The organism is Bradyrhizobium sp. KZN70725, assembly GCF_055264925.1.
In genome coordinates, this window is the sequence record NZ_JBUYWT010000049.1 from 1 (window position 1) to 18,948 (window position 18,948).

The following is an 18,948-nucleotide window of genomic DNA, read 5'->3' on the forward strand; positions in this document are numbered from 1 at the left end:
AACTCGCGCCCGTATCAACTGGATGTTCACAACGGACAAAGCTCGCACCAAACTGGGGCGCGCCTATCCAGGCATACCCAAAGAGTCAAAATCACTGTGACGAGCTACTAGTTCTCCTTAGTTAGAACCGGTCCAGCCGATACGGCGAGGTGTCCACCGCGGATGCCTCGCCGTTCATCGTTTCGGCCAGCACCCGCGCGGTCGCGGGGCCGAGCGTGAAGCCCTGATGGCCGTGGCCGAAATTCACCCACAGCCCGCGATGCCGCGGCACCGGCCCGAGCACCGGCAGCATGTCGGTTGTGCAGGGGCGGGTGCCGAACCACGGTTCGGGCTCGACGCGGCTGCCGATCTCGATCAGCTCGCGCGCCGCCGCTTCGGCGTAGCCGAGCTGGATCGGCGTCGCCGGTGCGTCGGGACTGGTCAGCTCCGCGCCGGTGGTGATGCGGATGCCCTTGGCCATCGGCGCCATCGCGTAGCCATTTGCAGTGTCGACCAGCGGCAGGTCGAGCGAGCGGCCGCCCTGGTAGTGCATGTGGTAGCCGCGCTTGCGTACTAGCGGGATCCGGTAGCCGAACTTGCGCAGCAATTGCGGTGACCACGGGCCGAGCGTGACCACAACGTGGGCGGCATCGATCCGGCCGCCACTGGTGTCGACCGACCAGCCGGACGTCGTCTGCGTCAGCGTCTGCGCATCGCCGCGCAGCAGCGTGCCGCCGAGACGTTCGAACAGTCCGGCATAGGCGGAAACAAGTCCGCCGGGGTCCGACACGGTCCAGGGCCCAAGCCAGTGAATGGCGCCGGGCAGGTCGTCGCGCAGCAACGGTTCCGCCTTGGCGAGCTCGCGGCCATCAAGCACGCGAAACGTCACGCCGAAGTCGCGCTGGTTCTCCTCGGCGATTGCAATGGCCTGCTCCAGCGCGGCCGGGTCGCGATGCAGCAGGCGATAGCCGGCGCGGCGGATCAGATTGTCGGCATGGGCGTCGCGGATCAGCGTGTCGTGCTCCGCGGTGGCGTAGGCGATCAGGCGCGCCCACGCGATGGTGGCTTCGCGGTGCCGCTCGGGCGTCGAGTTCCACCAATAGCGCAGCAGCGGGCCGGCATGCTGCGGCAGCGACGCCAGGCGGTAGCGCACGTCGTTGGTGCGCCCCATCGCGATCCGGGCGAGGATGGCGGGATCGCGCGGCATCGGGTAGGGCCGAACCGCTTCGCTCTGAATGATGCCGGCATTGCCGTAGCTGGTTTCGCGGCCCGGTTCCTTGCGGTCGACGAGCGTCACCGACCAGCCGCGGCGCTGCAGATGCAGCGCCGTGCTGACACCCACCATGCCGCCGCCAAGAACGATCGCGCTTTGCATTGGGATCCGTCTCCGTCAGGCTCCGTTGCGCCGGCATCTGACGAACGGATTGCCTGTTCAATAAAAACGCCCGGCGTGAGCCGGGCGTTTTGACTTGCAGGTGGTGCTAGTTGCCGCCGCCGAAGCGGCGCGACCACCAGCCCTTGCGGGCCGGAGCCTCGGCCGCAGCGGCCGGTGCCGGCTCTGGAGCAGCCGCGGCCGGCTCAGGGGCAGCTTCCTCCGCCGGGCTTTGAACCAGCGCCGCTGATGCCTCGGGCTGCGGGCTCGATGCGAAGTTGACCTTTTCGCGCACCGTCGAGCGGCGACGCTGGGCGCGGTCGCCTTCGGCAGTGTCCTCGGCGGCAGACGCCGCGGCGGTTTCGGGCTCGGGTGCCGCGACCGGCTCGACGGGGGCGACCTCGGTCGGCTGCCACTCCGGCGGCTCGGCCACCAGTTCGGGCTGCGCCAGCGAGGGAGCCGGCTCCGCGTCATGACTATCGAAATCGGCGACTGCGTCGGAGGCCTCCGACGTCGCCGCCGGGCTCAACTCATCGGAGATCGATCCGGCGAGACCGTCATCCGGTCCGCCACTGCCGCGCCGGCGGCGGCCGCCACGGCGTCCGCGGCGCCGCGGACGACGATCGCCATTGCCGGCCTGGTCGTCGCGGGCAGCGCCCTGCTGCTCGTCACCTTCGTCCTCATCGCCTTCGGCATCGGCGGCGGCAACCGCCTCGGTGCCTTCGGGCAGGACATGCATAAGATCGCCGTCCTCGCGCAGCTGCTGGGCGCCTTCACGCGCCTCGCTGCCGCCACCGCGGCCGCGGCGCCGGCGGCGCCGCTTGCGGCGCTGGCCGTCTCCTTCTCCATCAGCGGCGCTTGCTTCATCACCGGCCGCCCGCTCGTCGGCGAGACCCTCGGTCTCGTCGGTCTCGATCTCGGCCTCGTATTCGAACAGTTCTTCCTCGTCATCGGCCTCTTCGGCCTGGGCCGGCGCAGCGGCAGCCTGCGCAGCGAGCAGCGCCTTGGCGGCTTCGAGCGTATGCACCTGCTCGCCGCGGTCGATGATGTAGGACTGCTGGCCGTGCACCGTGGCATCCGCGACGATCGACAGCGAAACCCGGAAGGAGTCTTCGAGGTCGCGCAGATGGCCGCGCTTGTGGTTGAGCACGTAGAGCGCGACGTCGGTGCGGGTGCGGACCACCAGGTTGTGGGTCGCGCCCTTCATCAGGATCTCCTCGATGCCGCGCAAGAGCTGCAGCGCCACCGACGAGACCGAGCGGACGTGACCGCTTCCGCCGCATTGCGGGCAGGGCTCCGTCGAGCTTTCGAGCACGCTGGCGCGGATGCGCTGGCGCGACATTTCCAAGAGGCCGAAATGCGAGATGCGGCCGACCTGGATCCGCGCACGGTCCTGGCGCAGGCAGTCGGACAGCTTGCGCTCGACCGCGCGGTTGTTGCGCTTCTCGTCCATGTCGATGAAGTCGATGACGATCAGGCCGGCGAGGTCACGCAGGCGCAATTGGCGCGCGACTTCTTCCGCCGCTTCCAGATTGGTCTTGAGCGCGGTGTCCTCGATATGGTGCTCGCGCGTGGCGCGGCCGGAGTTGACGTCGATCGAGACCAGCGCCTCGGTCTGGTTGATCACGATGTAGCCGCCGGAGCGCAATTGCACGGTCGGCGAGAACATTGCGTCGAGCTGGCTTTCGACGCCCATGCGCGAGAACAGCGGCTGACCGTCGCGATACTGCTTCACCGCGCGCACATTGGCCGGCATCAGCATCTTCATGAAGTCGCGCGCTTCACGGTAGCCGGCTTCGCCGGCCACCTGGATCTCGTCGATCTCCTTGTTGTAGAGGTCGCGGAGCGAGCGCTTGATCAGCGAACCTTCCTCGTAGACCAGCGTCGGCGCCTGCGACTTCAGCGTCAGGTCGCGCACCGTTTCCCACATCCGGATCAGATATTCGAAGTCGCGCTTGATCTCCGGCTTGCTGCGGGAGGCGCCGGCGGTGCGCAGGATGATCCCCATGCCCTCGGGCACGTCGAGATCCTGCACCACTTCCTTCAGCCGCGAACGGTCCTGGGCGGAGGTGATCTTGCGGCTGATGCCGCCGCCGCGCGCGGTGTTGGGCATCAGCACGGCGTAGCGGCCGGCGAGCGACAGATAGGTGGTCAGCGCGGCGCCCTTGTTGCCGCGCTCTTCCTTGACGACCTGCACCAGCATCACCTGCCGGCGCTTGATCACTTCCTGGATCTTGTACTGGCGGCGCGGACGGAACGGGCGCTCCGGAACCTCCTCGAGCACGTCGTCGCCGCCGACCGACTCGACGACGTCCTCTTCCTCGCCTTCCTCGCCGTCATCCTCTTCGTCATCTTCGCCGGCCTCGTCGCCAGGCCCGGTCTCGGGCGCGACCACCTCGGCGAGCGCGCCATATTCGGCGACCGCGTGCTCATCGGCGTGAACCTCGTCGGAAGCCACATGCGGCGCGTCGTCGGCATGCGCGGCGTTTTCCTCGATCTGCTCCTCATGGGCGCGCTCGGGCTCATGATTGACCTCGACCGTCTCGACGGTCTCGGGCGCGGCCGACGCGGCGGAGGCTTCGACCACCGCAACGACGGGGTCGGAGGGGGCGTCGGCAACCGCCGCCTCGCTCACCTCGGGGGCGTGGTCGTGATCATGGGCATGATCGTGGTCGTGATGGTCGTCCTGACCATGATCGTGGTCGCCATGATCGTCGTGGTCATGATCATGGTGATGCTCATGGTCCTCGTGATGCGCATGATCATGCGCCTCATGCTCGTGGCCTTCGTGGGCGACCACGCCGTGATCGTGGTGCCCGGCATCATGTTCATGATGCTCGGCATCGACGGGATGTTCGTGGGCCTCGATGGTGGGCAGCGCCTGGGTGTCGTTCGCGCCCTCGATCACCTCGCTCTGGACGCGCTCGCCATGGCCGCGGCGACGGGCATTGCGATGGCGCGACCGGCGGCGATGGCCGCGGTTCTCGTGCTCTTCCTCGGCCTCGCGATGGGCGCGCTCGTCGGCCTCGATCAGCGCCTGACGGTCGGCGACCGGGATCTGGTAATAGTCGGGATGGATTTCGCTGAAGGCCAGGAAGCCATGCCGGTTGCCGCCATACTCGATGAAGGCGGCCTGCAGCGACGGCTCTACGCGCGTAACCTTGGCGAGATAAATGTTGCCGCGCAGCTGTTTGCGCTGGGCGGTCTCGAAATCAAACTCTTCGACGCGATTGCCACGGACCACGACGACCCGGGTCTCTTCCGGGTGGGTGGCATCGATCAACATCTTGTTGGGCATTTTGGAGCTCTTGACGGCGGCGGGCGCGGATCATGGCGCGCGCAAACTGCGCCGCCCGGTGACGCGACGGTCCACCTGATTCGGGGGTGAGGGGAAGGCCGAAACGCATCTCGCGGCGCAGCGCCGGACGGGAACTCACCGGGATGATGCGACGGGCGAAGTTTTCACCTCGCGTCAGCGCGATCATTCGGGGGATCCTGGTCGGCAATGCAGTCTGGCGCATTAAGCGTCGGCCCGTCTAAACATGTTGGCGGCGAAAAATACCGCCGTATCTTTTGCTGAAAGCCCCGTCTGGCGCCGAAGCGCCTGCCGGCCATCGCATATCGAGGCCCCAAGGGACCGGATAATCGGTTATGCCGTGTCTCAAACCGTCCCTCTGGCGAGGGAGTGTGCCTGGGACCGGACGCCGCTCGGGCTTGAATCCGCCACTCCGTGTCAGCCGCGCGCGGCGCTGGCTGGGGAGGGACCGGAAAAACACGGCGGGATCTTCGATCAGGAAGGTTCCACCGCTGCACCGGGAGGCTGAACGCGACACAACCGGGAGTACTAGCCGTCAGCACCCCGTACATACGTGGATTGACCGCCGCGTGCAAGGGAAGCGTCACGCCGCCGCAACACTCGGTTCTTTTCGCCGGAGCGTCATTAGGGGGCGATTAACCGTGTGGTTCTAATGCGGTAAGAAGCAGCTGGGAGGCTACGAATCGGGTGGCGAACCGCGCAAAACACCTTGTTTTTCTGGGATGCGGGCTATTTTGCGCCGCAACATCGGTGTTTGCCATTGCCGGCGCCCCGAGCGCCGCTGAGGGCCCGCAGAACAGCCCGCCAGCGCCGGCCGCGAGCTCCCCGAATTTCCCGGTCGCATCCGGCGCCAGGCTCGCCGGCGACGCCAAGCAGACCCGATTCATCCTCGACCTCGACCGCAAGATCGAATTTCGCGCCTTCCCGCTGGCTGACCCCTACCGCGTCGTGGTCGATATCCCGCAGGTCGATTTTCAGCTCGCGGCCGGCACCGGCTCGGCGGGGCGGGGCCTGGTGAAGGCGTTCCGCTATGGCCTCGTGATGCCCGGCGGCTCGCGGATCGTGTTCGACCTGACCGGACCGGTGAAGATCGCGAATTCCTACGTGCTCGACGCCGCCAACGGCCAGCCGCCGCGGCTTGTGCTGGACTTCGAGGAGGTCGACCGCACCAGCTTCGTGCAGTCGCTGGCGCCCGCGAGCCGGCCCGAATCGAAACCGGCGATTTCCGAATCCACCACCGCCACCATTCCGGCCGTCACCTCGGCGGCGCTGCCGCCGGTCGCGGTCACCGACGCGCGCCCGCTGATCGTGATCGATCCCGGTCACGGCGGCATCGACAACGGCACGCAATCCGGCGACCAGACCGAGAAGAACCTGGTGCTCGGCTTTGGCCTTGCCCTGCGCGACCGGATCGAGAAGTCGGGCAAGTATCGGGTGGTCATGACGCGGTCCGACGACACCTTCATCCCGCTCAACGATCGGGTGAAGATCGCGCGCTCCCAGTCCGCGGCGCTGTTCGTCTCGATCCACGCCGACGCCCTGCCGCGCCGCGAGGGCGATGCCCAGGGCGCCACGATCTACACGGTGTCGGACAAGGCCTCCGACGCCGAGGCCGAACGGCTGGCGGAGGCGGAAAACAAGGCCGACGCCATCGGCGGGGTGAACCTGACCGACGAACCGACCGAGGTCGCCGACATCCTGATCGACCTCGCGCAGCGTGAAACCAAGACGTTTTCCAATCGCTTCGCCCGTCTTCTGATGGACGAGATGAAGACCACGGTGCGGATGCACAAGCATCCGCTCAAATCGGCCGGCTTCCGGGTGCTGAAGGCGCCCGACGTGCCGTCCGTGCTGGTCGAGATCGGCTACGTCTCCAACAAGGGGGACCTCGAGCACCTGGTCTCGGAGAGCTGGCGGAACAAGGCGGTCGGCTCGATGGTGCAGGCGATCGACACGTTCTTCGCCAAACGGCTGGCAACTGCCGGGTCGGCAAAGTGAAATCGGCTCGCTGAAAAGCCGGGGCCGTTGCGCCGAAGCCCTAGTTTGGCCACAGCCGCGACGGTATAGACAATGGACCGCAGGTCCGCAGAATCGACCATATTGTCCGGCGGCTCTTGTATACTCGCGTGCGCAAGGTGGCTCGCTGGGCCAAAGCTTCGTTGTGTGAGGCTTTCGCACTTTTGGACAGGCGCTTCTGACGACTGAGCGCCGGAGGGTAGGAACGGAACGTCGATAATGCGCCTGCTCGTGCGGTTTATGGGTTTCTTGTTCGCCGCCGGAACCGTCGTGTTCCTGGTCGGTGTCGCCGCCGTCGCTGGCGCCATCTGGCATTTCTCCAAGGATCTGCCCGACTACTCGCAACTGCAGGACTATGAGCCGCCGGTGATGACCCGCGTGCATGCCGCCGACGGCGCGCTGCTTGGCGAATATTCCAAGGAGCGCCGGCTCTATCTGCCGATCCAGGCGGTGCCGAAGCTCGTGATCAACGCCTTCCTCGCCGCCGAAGACAAGAACTTCTACGAGCACGGTGGCATCGACTATCAGGGCATGGCGCGCGCTGCCATCCTTTATGCGCAGAACTACGGCTCGAACCGCCGCCCGCAGGGCGCCTCGACCATCACCCAGCAGGTCGCGAAGAACTTCCTGCTCACCAACGAGGTCTCGTTCAGCCGCAAGATCAAGGAAGCCTTGCTGGCGATGCGCATCGAGCGCGCCTATTCCAAGGACCGCATCCTCGAGCTCTATCTGAACGAAATCTATCTCGGCCTCGGTGCCTACGGCATCGCGGCGGCGTCGCTGGTCTATTTCGACAAGTCGGTCAACGAGCTGACGATCGCGGAAGCGTCCTACCTCGCCGCGCTGCCGAAGGCGCCGGCGGCGCTGCATCCGGTGCGCAACCGTGACCGCGCGATCGAGCGCCGCAATTATGTGATCGATCGTCTGCTCGAGAACGGCTGGATCAAGCAGGCCGACGCCGACAAGGCGCGCAAGGACCCGCTCAACGTCACCAGCCGCTCGAACGGCGCGCATATCTTCGCCGGCGAATATTTCGCCGAGGAGGTCCGCCGCGACATCTTCGAGCGCTACGGCGAAAAGAAGCTCTACGAGGGTGGTCTGTCGGTGCGCACCACGCTCGATCCCAAGATCCAGGTGATGGCGCGCAAGACCATGGTCGCGGGGCTCGTCAATTACGACGAGGCGCAGGGTTGGCGCGGGGCGCTGCACAAGCTCGACATTTCCGGTGACTGGGGCGTCAAGCTTGCCGACGTGAAGTCGCTGTCCGACATCTCGCCGTGGCGGATGGCCGTCGTGCTCGAGACCAGCGATCAGTCGGCGCGGATCGGCTTCCAGCCGGGCCGCGAGCTCGGCGGCGCGGTCAGCAAGGAGCGGCAGACCGGCATCATCACGATGGACGGCGTACGTTGGGCCAAGACCAAGGGCAAGGCGCCGAGCGCCGTTTCGCAGGTGCTGCAGCCGGGCGACGTGATCTACGCCGATCCGCTGGTGACCAAGGACGGCAACGCGGTCGAAGGCCAGTATCGCCTGCGGCAATTGCCTGAAGTGTCCGGCGCCATGGTGGCGATGGATCCGTGGACCGGCCGCGTGCTCGCGATGGTCGGCGGCTTCTCGTTCGACCAGAGCCAGTTCAACCGCGCGACGCAAGCCTACCGGCAGCCGGGTTCGTCGTTCAAGCCGATCGTGTACTCGTCGGCGCTGGACAATGGCTATACGCCGTCGACCACCGTGATCGACGCGCCGATCGAGATCGATCAGGGGCAGGGCGCCGGCGTGTGGCGTCCGGAAAACTATTCGACCGGCAAATATTACGGCCCGACCACGCTGCGCAACGCGTTGCAGCGCTCGCTCAACACCGTGACGGTCCGGCTCGCGCAGGACATCGGCATGCCGCTGGTCGGCGAATACGCCAAGCGCTTTGGCGTCTATGACGAATTGCCGAACTATCTGTCGTATGCGCTGGGTGCCGGCGAGACGACCGTGATGCGCATGGTCACGGCCTATTCGATGTTCGCCAATGGCGGCCGCCGGGTGAAGCCGACGCTGATCGATCGCATCCAGGATCGCTACGGGCATACCATTTTCAAGCACGACACCCGCGAATGCCGCGGCTGCGACGCGCCCGGGGGCTGGAAGAGCCAGCCGGAGCCGCAGCTGGTCGACCGCCGCGAGCAGGTGCTCGACCCGATGACCGCCTACCAGATCACCGAGATGATGGAAGGTGTGGTCCAGCGCGGCACCGCGACCGTCGTGAAGGAGGTCGGCAAGCCGATCGCCGGCAAGACCGGCACCACCAACGACGAGAAGGACGTCTGGTTCGTCGGCTTCTCGCCGGATCTCGCAGTCGGCGTTTACATGGGTTACGACAAGCCGCGCAATCTCGGCCGCGCCGCCACCGGCGGCCACGTCGCAGCGCCGATCGCCCGCGACTTCCTCAAGCTTGCGCTCGCCGACAAGCCGCCGACGCCGTTCAAGGTTCCGGCCGGCATCAAGCTGATCCGCGTCGACGCCAAGACCGGCATGCGCGCCGGTCCCGGCGACGGCGGCAACACCATCCTCGAAGCCTTCAAGCCGGGCACCGCGCCGCCGGAGAACTATTCGGTCATCGGCGTCGCCGATGCCGATGGGCGCGGCCCTGCGCCTGGCCCGCAGCCGTCGCAGAATGGGGCGCAGCCGGATGGCGGCTTCTTCATGCGTCCGGGAACTGGGGGGCTTTACTAGCGGTCGATCCGGCCAAATCGCCGGGATAGTGCGGCCAAGTCGATTGCGCTTTGCCGCGCCGGTCGCTACATCCCCCGGAACCTTTTTAGCCAACACCTGAAAGACCATGCGCGCGGAAATCGAACGCCTTGTTGAAGAGATCAAGCAGTCAGTCGGGCTGCTGAGGAGGCATCTTTGACGTCGAACAATCGACGGCACGCCTCGCTGAGCTGAACAAGCTCGCAGAAGACCCCAATCTCTGGAACGATCCCCAGAAGGCCCAGCGGCTGATGCAGGAGCGTACCTCACTGGAGGACGCGCTCTCAGGCATCGGCAAGGTCGAGCGCGAGCTCGAGGACAATATCGGCATGATCGAGCTCGGCGAGGCCGAGAACGATGAGGGCGTGGTCGCCGAGGCCGAGAAGGCGCTCAAGGATCTCAAGAAGGAGGTCGCCCGGCGCGAGCTGGAGGCGCTGCTGTCGGGCGAGGCCGACAAGTTCGATTCCTATCTCGAAGTCCATGCCGGCGCCGGCGGCACCGAGAGCCAGGATTGGGCGCAGATGCTGCTGCGCATGTACACGCGCTGGGCGGAGAAGCACGGTTTCAAGATCGAGTTCCTCGAAGAGTCCCAGGGTGAAGAAGCCGGCATCAAGTCCGCCACCATCCAGATCTCCGGCCACAACGCCTATGGCTGGTTGAAGACCGAGGCCGGCGTGCATCGCCTGGTGCGCATCTCGCCGTTCGATTCCAACGCGCGGCGGCACACCTCGTTCTCGTCGGTGCAGATCTTCCCGGTGATCGACGACTCCATCAAGATCGAGATCAAGGAGTCCGATGTCCGCACCGACACCATGCGGTCGGGCGGCGCCGGCGGTCAGCACGTCAACAAGACCGAGTCGGCGGTGCGCCTGACGCACATCCCGACCGGCATCGCGGTGGTCTGCCAGGCCGGCCGCTCCCAGCACAAGAACCGGGCGCAGGCCTGGGACATGCTGCGCGCGCGGCTCTACGAGATCGAGCTGAAGAAGCGCGAGGAGCAGGCTGCCGCCGATCAGGCCGCCAAGACCGATATCGGCTGGGGTCACCAGATCCGCTCCTATGTGTTGCAGCCCTATCAGATGGTGAAGGACCTGCGCACCGGTGTGCAGACCTCCGACACGTCGGGGGTGCTCGATGGCGACCTCGATGAATTCATGGCGGCGACCTTGGCGCAGCGTGCCTTCGGCACCGGGCCCGGCTCCGTTGAGGATGTGGATTAGCCCATGCCGCGCGTCGCTTTCATCGGATTGGGACGCATGGGCCACGGCATGGCCGGCCGTTACCTCGATGCCGGCTTCACGGTCGCCGTGTGGAACCGCAGCAAGGCCAAGGCCGCGGACCTGATCGCTCGCGGCGCGCTGTGGGCGACCTCGCCGGAGGATGCCGCAATCGACGCCGATGCTGTCGTGACCATGGTCGCCGACGACGAAGCCTCGCGCGCGGTCTGGCTGACCGGGGACGGCGCCGCCGCCAACATGAAGGCCGGCACGCTCGCGATCGAATGCTCCACGGTCTCGTACCAGCACACGGTCGAGATGGCGCGCGAACTGCAGAGCCGTGGCTTGGTCTACATCGATTGCCCGGTCACCGGCCTGCCGGAGGCGGCGGCGGCCGGCAAGCTGACGCTGCTGGTGGGCGCTGATCCCGCCGATCTCGATCGGGCGCGGCCGTTCCTAGCGCCGATTGGCAGCACGATCCGCCATTTCGGCGCGGTTGGCACCGGCACTGTGTTCAAGTTGATCAACAACCTGATCGGCGCGGTGCAGATCGCAAGCCTCGCCGAGGGCGTGGCGATCGCCGAGCAGGCGGGCCTCGACATGCAATTGGTGGCCGAGGCGCTGGCGACCGGCGCGGTGGCGAGCCCGCAGGTGATCCGCCACTCCAAGCGGATGATCGACCGCAACTTCTCCGGCGCATCGTTCACCGCGGCGCTGCGCCACAAGGATGCCGACTACGCCGTGCGGCTCGCCGAGACCTTGCTGCCCGGCGTGCCCGTGAGCCGCGCCGCGCTCGCCGCCTACGACAAGGCGAAGGCCCATGCGCCCGACGCCGACGAGGGCCAGATGATCGAGATCGTGTCGCGGCCGAAATAGGCGGGCCGCCATTGTCGGAAATCGGGTGGGAATATTCGCGGCGCTGCCCTAGTCACCTGTCCGACTGCAGGTGAGTGCCCGACATGCCTTCCGCCGACAACTGGATCGATCGCCGCGACTGGGGGCTGCTTGTCCTGCTGTCGGTACTCTGGGGCGGCTCGTTCTTCTTCAACGGCGTGATCCTGCGCGAATTGCCGCCGCTGACCCTGGTGCTGTTGCGCGTCGTGCTCGGCACGATCATCCTGCTGCCGCTGCTGCGGGCCGCCGGAATCGAATTCCCGCGCAGCCTGTCCGGCTGGGCGCCGTTCGTTGCGATGGGGCTGTTCAACAATGTGCTGCCGTTCGCGCTGATCGTGTTCGGGCAGACCTATATTCCGAGCGGGCTGGCCTCGATCCTCAACGCGACGACGCCGCTGTTCGCGGTGGTCGTGATGGCGGCGGCCGGCGAGGAACGGTTGCAAGCGCGCCGCGTGGCGGGCGTTCTGGTCGGGCTGATCGGGGTTGCGATCCTGCATGGCGATGCGCTCGGCTTCGAGAGCCGGCAGGGCATCGGCATCCTGCTGTGCCTCGCGGGCGCCTTCAGCTACGGCATCGCGGCGCTGGTCGGACGGCGGCTGCCGCAGCGCGTGCCGCCCTTGGGCACCGCGACGTTCCAGATGATGGCCTCGGCGGTGCTGATGGCGCCCATCGCCGCCGTCGTCGATCGGCCGTGGCTGTTGCCGATGCCGCATCCCGCGACATGGCTCGCCGTGCTCGGGCTCGCGGCGCTGTCGACGGCGCTGGCCTATATCGTGTTCTTTCAGATCCTGCAGCGCTCCGGCGCGACCAATGTGATGCTGGTGACGCTGCTGATTCCGGTCACCGCGATGCTGCTCGGCTATCTCGTGCTCGGCGAGCCGATCGCACTGCGCGAGGTGATCGGCGCGCTGGTGATCGCGAGCGCGCTGCTCTTGATCGACGGCCGCGTGCTGGTTTGGTTCAGCCGCGCGCCTGCTTCCACGCCGCATACCATCCGCTGAAGCGGCCGCTGTCGCGCTCGCCGCCGTGCCAGGCGGCGTAGGCGGTGCCGTCGTCGGCGACCAACACCACGGCATCGAGCCCCTTGGAGCGGCGCAGCGTGTCCATTGCCTGCGCCGGCGTCTGCGCGATCGGACCTGCGACGTTGAACGAGGTGTTGACCGACATCTCGACGCCGATATGACGGCCGAGCGCCTTCAGATAGGCATAGGTGAGGGGATCGTCGGCCTCGCGCACGATCTGGATGCGGCCGGTGCCGTCGGCATGCACCACCGCCGGAATCTTCGCGCGCGCCTCGGGCTTCGAATGCGCCGTGAGCACCATGTAGTTATAGGCGTTGTAGTCAGCGTCGGAGGCGCCGTCTTCCAGCTCGAAATAATCGCGCGCAGCTTGCAGCGTCGCCATCGGCGCCAGCGGCCGGATCGCCTCGCGATACTTGACCCGCTCGTTGAGCCGCTCGCGCACCTCGGGATCGCAGGGATTGGCGAGGATCGAGCGATGGCCGAGCGCGCGCGGGCCGGTTTCGGCGGCGCCCTGATAGATCGCGATCACGCCGCCTTGCGCGACCATGGATGCCATCAGGTCGGCAACCGCATCGCGCCCTTTTGACGTCGCCACATTGCCGATCTCGGTCGAGGCGATGTCGTCGGCATGCAGCGCCGCGGTGATGCCGGCGTTCGAGGGCGGCAGGCCGCAATAGAATGCGTGCGACAGCGGCGCGCCGCGCGGCGCGCCCGCCATATGCGCGAACAGCCAGGCGGCGCCGATCGGCACGCCGGGATCGCCGGGCACCGGCGGCACCCACATATGCAGTCGCGTCTTGCGCTGCTGCGCCCGCTCGAACCACGCCTCGTCGAAATGCTCGAGCAGCCGCATGTTGCCGAGCGCGTTCAGCGCGACGCCCCCGGTCAGCACCAGGCGGTCGGTGCCGGTGGTGCGCAGGAGATGGTCGATGACATGGATCATCGCGTCCTCGAACACCAGTTGCGTCGCGGCTGCCTTATCAACGCGGTCCTTGGTGTCGGGGCGGTGATTGATGTCCTCGACGCGCAGCACGGCGTCGGGATTCCAGAGCTGGTCCGGGCGCAGCGGCGGGCCGAGAATGTCGATCAGCGGCTGACGATAGGGATTGTCGGCGGGATCGGCGTACCAATTGGCCATCGCGCGATTGAGCTGCACGCTGCCGTTGGGCCCGAGCTGCAGCACCGCCTTCAAGCGCTGATAATACGGATTGGTGGCGCGGTTCATGTCGCCCCAGGCGGCGGCGCCCATGTAGCGTCCCTCGCTGGACAGCCAAGTCCAGCCGCCCTGGCTGGATGAGATCACGGTGTAGAAAGCACCGAGCGAGTCGAACAGGCTCTCGTTGCAATAGAGCTGCTTCATCTCGCCGTTCTCGGCGACATAGAGCGAGATCGAGCCGACGTCGCCGGTACCGTCGAGCACCGCGATCGCGACACGCTCGCGCGCATCGGCGAATGGCGAGGCCGTGAACGAGTACCAGGCGTGATTGTCGTGATGCGGCATGCAGATCAGCGGCAATTGCTTGTCGAGCCCGTACATCCTGCCGAGCCGGTGCGACAGCCGCCGCACCTGATCCAGCTGGCGCAGATTGATCGCCGGTGCGATCGGGGCGCGCAGCAGTTTGAGGCTGGCCGGCGCTTCCTCGAGCGAGGTGCGGATCAGCATCGCCAGCAGCGCCGGATAGTCCCATGTCGTGACGAAGGCGGCGATATCGCCGATGTCGCGGCCCATCCGCTGCAACACCTTGCGCATGTCGTCGAGCGCGTGTTGCGGGAACTCGTTGGTGTGCTTGTTACCGGAGAAGCGCTCTTCCTCGTTGTTGACGATCAGGCGCGGTCCGTCCTTCTGGGTGATCTCGACCAGCGCGACGCCGGTGTTGTGCGTGCCGGGGCAGGCGAGGCCTGCGATATAGACGGTCTCGCCGCGCTGCAGCTTTTCGCGGATCGAGGCGATCGTGCGCTGCGCGAACGCGCCATTGGCCTTGTGCAGGCCACGCTTCGCCAGCGCAGACTCGCTGAGGCGGCGCGTGATCTCATAGCCCGCGGCCGCAAGATGCGGATGCCGCGGACCGGTACGGATGTCCGGTTTACGCAATCAGAACGCCTCGACTCGTGATCCCCAGATCGACCTTCAATCATAAATAGCGCCAGGCAACAATGCCGTTTCGCCCAACGGAAAAACCCAGCGCTTGCCAGCACATGCGTCTCTTGCGAGACTTGCCGCCAAAACCAACGACAACAATCGGGAGAAAACGATGCCGGCTCGTTTCGGATATATTGGCGCAATCGCGGCGTTCGCAAGTGCGGCACTGATCGCGACCTCGGCCACCGCGCAGAAGAAATACGATCCCGGCGCGAGTGATGGCGAAATCAAGATCGGCAACATCATGCCATACAGCGGCCCGGCGTCGTCCTATGGGGTGATCGGCAAGACCGAGGCCGCGTTCTTCAAGATGACCAACGAGCAGGGTGGCATCAACGGCCGCAAGATCAACTTTATCAGCTACGACGACGCCTATTCGCCTCCGAAGGCGATCGAGCAGGCGCGCAAGCTGGTCGAGAGCGACGAGGTGCTGCTGATCTTCCAGCCGCTCGGCACGCCGTCCAATTCGGCAATCATGAAATACATGAATGCCAAGAAGGTGCCGCAATTGTTCGTCGCCTCCGGCGGCACCAAGTTCGGTGATCCCAAGAACTTTCCCTGGACGATGGGCTTCCAGCCCAACTACCAGAGCGAGGGCCGCATCTACGCAAAGTACATTCGCGACAAATTCCCCGACAGCAAGATCGCGGTGTTCTGGCAGAACGACGATGCCGGCAAGGATCAGTTCAAGGGCCTGAAGGACGGGCTCGGCGACAAGGTCGGCATGATCATCGCCGACAAGTCGTACGAGGTCTCCGATCCCTCGATCGATTCGCAGATCGTCGCGCTGCACGATTCCGGCGCCGACATCTTCTTCTCCTGGGCGGCGCCGAAGGGCTCGGCGCAGGCGATCCGGAAAGTGGGCGAGCTCGGCTGGAAGCCGAAATTCTTCCTCGCCAACACCGCGACCTCGGTCGCCTCGGTGCTGAAACCGGCCGGCCTCGAGTTCTCCAAGGGCATCATCTCGACCGCCTACCTGAAGGACCCGACCGATCCGACCTGGGACAAGGATCCGGCGGTGCAAAGCTGGCGCGCCTTCATGGACAAGTATTATCCCGACGGCGACAAGGCCAATGCCAACAACCTCTATGGCTATGTCCAGGCCGAGGCGATGATGCAGGTGCTGAAGCAATGCGGCGACAATCTCACGCGCGAGAACGTGATGAAGCAGGCCGCCAACCTGAAGAACTTCCACTCCGACCTGATGCTGCCGGGCGTCATGGTCAACACCTCTCCCGACGACTACTTCCCGATCGAGCAGATGCAGCTGATGCGCTTCAACGGCGATGCGTGGGAGCTGTTCGGTGACGTCATCACCGGTGAGGTCGGGCACGAAGCGTCGCGGTAGGCGATCGGTTGTTAGAAAGGCGTTGCTAGCGCCGCAAACACGACTGTCGTCCCGGCGAAAGCCGGCACCCATACGCCGCAGCGGATGTTGTTGAAGGGACCCGTCGTTCCAGCATCGCGCAACAATCAGCATTTAAGGTTATGGTTCCCTGCTTTCGAAAGCAGGGACGACACCGAATGTACTGCGCGGCGTGAGTCACAAATCTACGCCAAAATCTTCTCCGGCCGGCGGGCGCGGAGCGCCATGCCGCCGGCGACGCCGACGCCGATCACGTGCATCCAGCCCTCGTGAAAATCGGACAGATGCGAATTGAGCAGCGAGCTTGTGATGTTCTGCACGACCACAGCGAGTCCGATCCAGCTCACGAGATCGCGGCCGGCGAACAGCCTGACGTGGCTGATCCACATCGCGTAGAGCAGCAGGATGCCGATCAGCCCCCACTGGACCCCGACATTGAGGGTCTGGTTGTGCGGGTTGTTGATCACCTCGGCCTCAAGGCCGGCTTGTCCGACGGCATCCTGCGTGAACATGCGCCTAATCGCGCCGGTGCCGTGCCCGAGCCACGGCGCCTCGCCGATGAACTTCACCGACTTCCGCCAATAGGTCAGGCGCTGCGCCGTGGAAGCGATGCCTGACGTATCGTGGGCCCGATACTCGATGCCGACGTCGGCGATGCGCTGGCGGAGGTAGGGAGACGTGGTCCAGACCACGAGGCTGGTGACCGCGACGCCGGCGAACAGCAGCCGCGTGGCGCGCCGCGACAGATGCAGCGACGCGAACAGGATCAACAGCACCGGCATATAGACCAGCGCGGTCCGCGCCGAGACGACATAAAGCATGTTGGCGACGAACAGCAGCATCAGCGCGATGGCGCCGGCAGCGAAGCGCCATTGCCGGGCCCGCAGCGTCGTCAATGCCGGCAGTGCCAGCGCGAACGCACAGAGCGCGAACTCCTGACTCTGGTCGAGGTAGTTCTTGACCGGCACGCCGTCGGATGCGGTGTGCGCGAGCTTGAGCTGCGGCACCGCCAGCGCGATCCAGGACAGGATCATCAGCGGCGTGCACGATACCAGGAAGGCTACGAATACCCAAAGCCCGCGCTGTGAGGGCTGGAAATAGCCGAGCAGGAACGGCAGCAGCAGCTTGCTGAGCGGCTTGATGCCTTGCAGCCGCTCGGCCCAGCTCGTCTCCGACCACGCCACACCGATCACGGCGAGTGCGACCAGCGCGATCGGCAACGCAAAGGAAGGCCGCGCGAGGTCGAGCACGAACTGCTCCCAGTCGATGGTCGGGATCACGGCGACAAGCCAGAGCAGCATGAAGACGGCGAATGCCGTGGTCGACCAGGGTAGCGACGCCGTGGCCAGGGCGATCAGGGTATCGGTGGCGCGGACATAGGCGACTGAGGCGGACCAGGTGCGGACGCGATCGCGCCATCGTGCTGGCGGTTCGATTGCGAGACCAATGGCGTCGGAATCGGTGCTCATGACCGGTTACACGCCGTGCGCGGTTGCACCGTTGAAGGTCGCCATCGCGGCGGTGAGCGCCTCGGCGGCGGCCGCGACGTCCGGGGCAGCACGATGCGACAGCAGGTCGCGCGCCCGGGTGTGGTGGCCGAAGCGCTCGGCCAGCTCGGCCCGCCGCGCGGATCCGGTCGCGCCATTGCTCCTGCTGCGCCAGCACGCGTCGCACCGAGGCGCAGATAGAGTCGGTCGAGAACGGATCGAAATAGTCGGCAAGCTCGCCCGCGACCTCGCGGAACACGGCAATATCGGAGCACAGCACAGGAGTGTTGGCCGCGAATCCCTCGATGATCGGGACGCCAAAGCCTTCGGCGAGGCTCGGCATGATCAGGCCGTGCGCGTCCGCGATCAGTGCCGCCTTCTCGTGCTCGTCGACATAGCCGGAGAAACGGACGTTCTTCGGCAGGTTGCGCGCCTGGTTGGCGCCACCGGCATAGCCGATCACGACGAGATCGGCCTCCGGCAACTTGCGGAAGGCGCGGATGACGGCGGCGAGGTTCTTGCGGGGCTCGTTCGAAACGATGACGACGAAGCTCGGCCGTGCCGGGACGGCGGTTGGCGCCGCCGCAAGCGGCGCTTCCGCGACGTCGAAACGGGTCCGCGGATAGACCACTCGCGCCGGAATGTGCGCATATTGCGGGAGCAGGGCGCGGAAGCGGTTCATGCTGTAGTTCGAGACGAAGGCGAGCTCGTCAGCCTGATTCACGCTGGTGTAAAGACGCGACAGGAAAAGGCGTGTCGCGATGTCGTCCAGCTTGAGATCGGTGATCGGCAACAGGTCGTGCACGACGCAAATCACCTTTGCGCCCTGGCGGCGCTGGATCGCAACCCGGGTCGGAGTGTCGACGAGAATGACGTCGTAGTCGCGCGCATCGACCCGCGGCGGCGGCAACCGGGTCAGGGCCGAGGTGTCTTGATAGCTGTAGAAGCCGGGCTCGAGCAGGAAATCGCCGAACAACTCGAGATGGCGCAAGTCGGTCGGAATGTATTCGAGGCCCTCGGTCCGGTTCTCGATCAGCTTAACGCTGGTCGGCAGCAGATAAATCGAGCGCAGGAAGGCGATGATGAATTCGAGCGAGGTCGCCGCGTTGAGCTTGTGCTTGAACCAGTCGACGGTGCGGCGCAGGCCGCCGCGCATGATCGGCGAGTTCATGTCTGTTTCATCGAGGTAACGATAGAGCGCGAGCAGGTCGGTTTCGTCGAAGCGGCGCGGCGTTCCGGGCGCAACGCCCGGCAGGCAGGGATAGCCGCCCGCCATCACCGTCGACACGAACTCCTCAAACGGAACCTGGGCGATCCGGCAGGCTTCCGCGATCGCAAGGTCGAATCGGGCAGACGTCATGGAGCGGTCCGTGGCGATGGCAGCAGTGCCGGACTCCGTG

11 protein-coding genes and 1 pseudogene are annotated in these 18,948 nt (G+C 66.0%); 7 read left to right on the forward strand and 5 right to left on the reverse strand.

Annotated features, from left to right (window positions below; genetic code table 11):
• Positions 1-121 precede the first annotated feature (121 nt).
• Both ACZBJS_RS32380 and ACZBJS_RS32385 read right to left on the reverse strand, forming a co-directional pair.
• Positions 122-1,354 (reverse strand): NAD(P)/FAD-dependent oxidoreductase, encoded by a 1,233-nt coding sequence (locus ACZBJS_RS32380; RefSeq protein ID WP_050386559.1) that lies wholly within the window; start codon positions 1,352-1,354, stop codon positions 122-124.
• 106 nt (positions 1,355-1,460) lie between these two features.
• Positions 1,461-3,986 carry an Rne/Rng family ribonuclease gene (locus tag ACZBJS_RS32385; RefSeq protein ID WP_463439737.1) on the reverse strand — a complete coding sequence of 842 codons (2,526 nt, stop codon included), beginning with the start codon at positions 3,984-3,986 and terminating at the stop codon, positions 1,461-1,463.
• Between the two features lie 21 nt (positions 3,987-4,007).
• On the opposite strand from ACZBJS_RS32385, the gene ACZBJS_RS32390 reads away from it, so the two are divergent.
• The 6 genes from ACZBJS_RS32390 (at position 4,008) to ACZBJS_RS32415 (ending at position 12,534) form a co-directional block, all read left to right on the forward strand.
• The gene (locus ACZBJS_RS32390) at positions 4,008-4,739 is read left to right on the forward strand and encodes a hypothetical protein (protein WP_463439738.1); all 732 of its coding nucleotides are present in this window, start codon (positions 4,008-4,010) and stop codon (positions 4,737-4,739) included.
• Positions 4,740-5,354: 615 nt separating this feature from the next.
• On the forward strand, positions 5,355-6,665 hold the full coding sequence (locus ACZBJS_RS32395) for an N-acetylmuramoyl-L-alanine amidase (protein WP_057020002.1): 1,311 nt from the start codon (positions 5,355-5,357) through the stop codon (positions 6,663-6,665).
• 237 nt (positions 6,666-6,902) lie between these two features.
• Entirely contained in the window at positions 6,903-9,404 is a 2,502-nt protein-coding gene (locus ACZBJS_RS32400; protein WP_028332239.1) for a penicillin-binding protein 1A, read from the forward strand.
• Between the two features lie 106 nt (positions 9,405-9,510).
• Positions 9,511-10,642 (forward strand): peptide chain release factor 2 gene (prfB, locus tag ACZBJS_RS32405; RefSeq protein ID WP_141342568.1). Its coding sequence is split into 2 segments (ribosomal slippage): positions 9,511-9,579 and positions 9,581-10,642, totalling 1,131 coding nucleotides; the frame shifts between segments, so codons are not numbered across the junction.
• A 3-nt stretch (positions 10,643-10,645) separates the two neighbouring features.
• A complete protein-coding gene (locus tag ACZBJS_RS32410; RefSeq protein WP_463439739.1) occupies positions 10,646-11,515 on the forward strand; it encodes an NAD(P)-dependent oxidoreductase in 870 nt (289 codons plus the stop codon).
• An 83-nt stretch (positions 11,516-11,598) separates the two neighbouring features.
• Entirely contained in the window at positions 11,599-12,534 is a 936-nt protein-coding gene (locus ACZBJS_RS32415) for a DMT family transporter (protein ID WP_076832278.1), read from the forward strand.
• Here the strand turns inward: ACZBJS_RS32415 and ACZBJS_RS32420 are convergent.
• Complete coding sequence (locus ACZBJS_RS32420; RefSeq protein ID WP_463439740.1) at positions 12,494-14,647, reverse strand: carbamoyltransferase C-terminal domain-containing protein; 2,154 nt, start codon at positions 14,645-14,647, stop codon at positions 12,494-12,496. The two genes, ACZBJS_RS32415 and ACZBJS_RS32420, sit on opposite strands and share 41 nt — an antisense overlap.
• Positions 14,648-14,807: 160 nt before the next feature.
• Between ACZBJS_RS32420 and ACZBJS_RS32425 the strand changes: the two genes are divergently transcribed.
• Positions 14,808-16,043: an ABC transporter substrate-binding protein gene (locus tag ACZBJS_RS32425; RefSeq protein WP_057020008.1), complete on the forward strand. Its 1,236-nt coding sequence runs from the start codon at positions 14,808-14,810 to the stop codon at positions 16,041-16,043.
• A 203-nt stretch (positions 16,044-16,246) separates the two neighbouring features.
• On the opposite strand, the gene ACZBJS_RS32430 is transcribed toward ACZBJS_RS32425, so the two are convergent.
• Together ACZBJS_RS32430 and ACZBJS_RS32435 are read right to left on the reverse strand one after the other, a co-directional pair.
• Positions 16,247-17,530: an O-antigen ligase family protein gene (locus ACZBJS_RS32430; RefSeq protein ID WP_463439741.1), complete on the reverse strand. Its 1,284-nt coding sequence runs from the start codon at positions 17,528-17,530 to the stop codon at positions 16,247-16,249.
• Between the two features lie 211 nt (positions 17,531-17,741).
• A pseudogene (locus ACZBJS_RS32435) lies at positions 17,742-18,908 on the reverse strand (glycosyltransferase); the annotation flags it as partial.
• Positions 18,909-18,948: the final 40 nt, after the last annotated feature.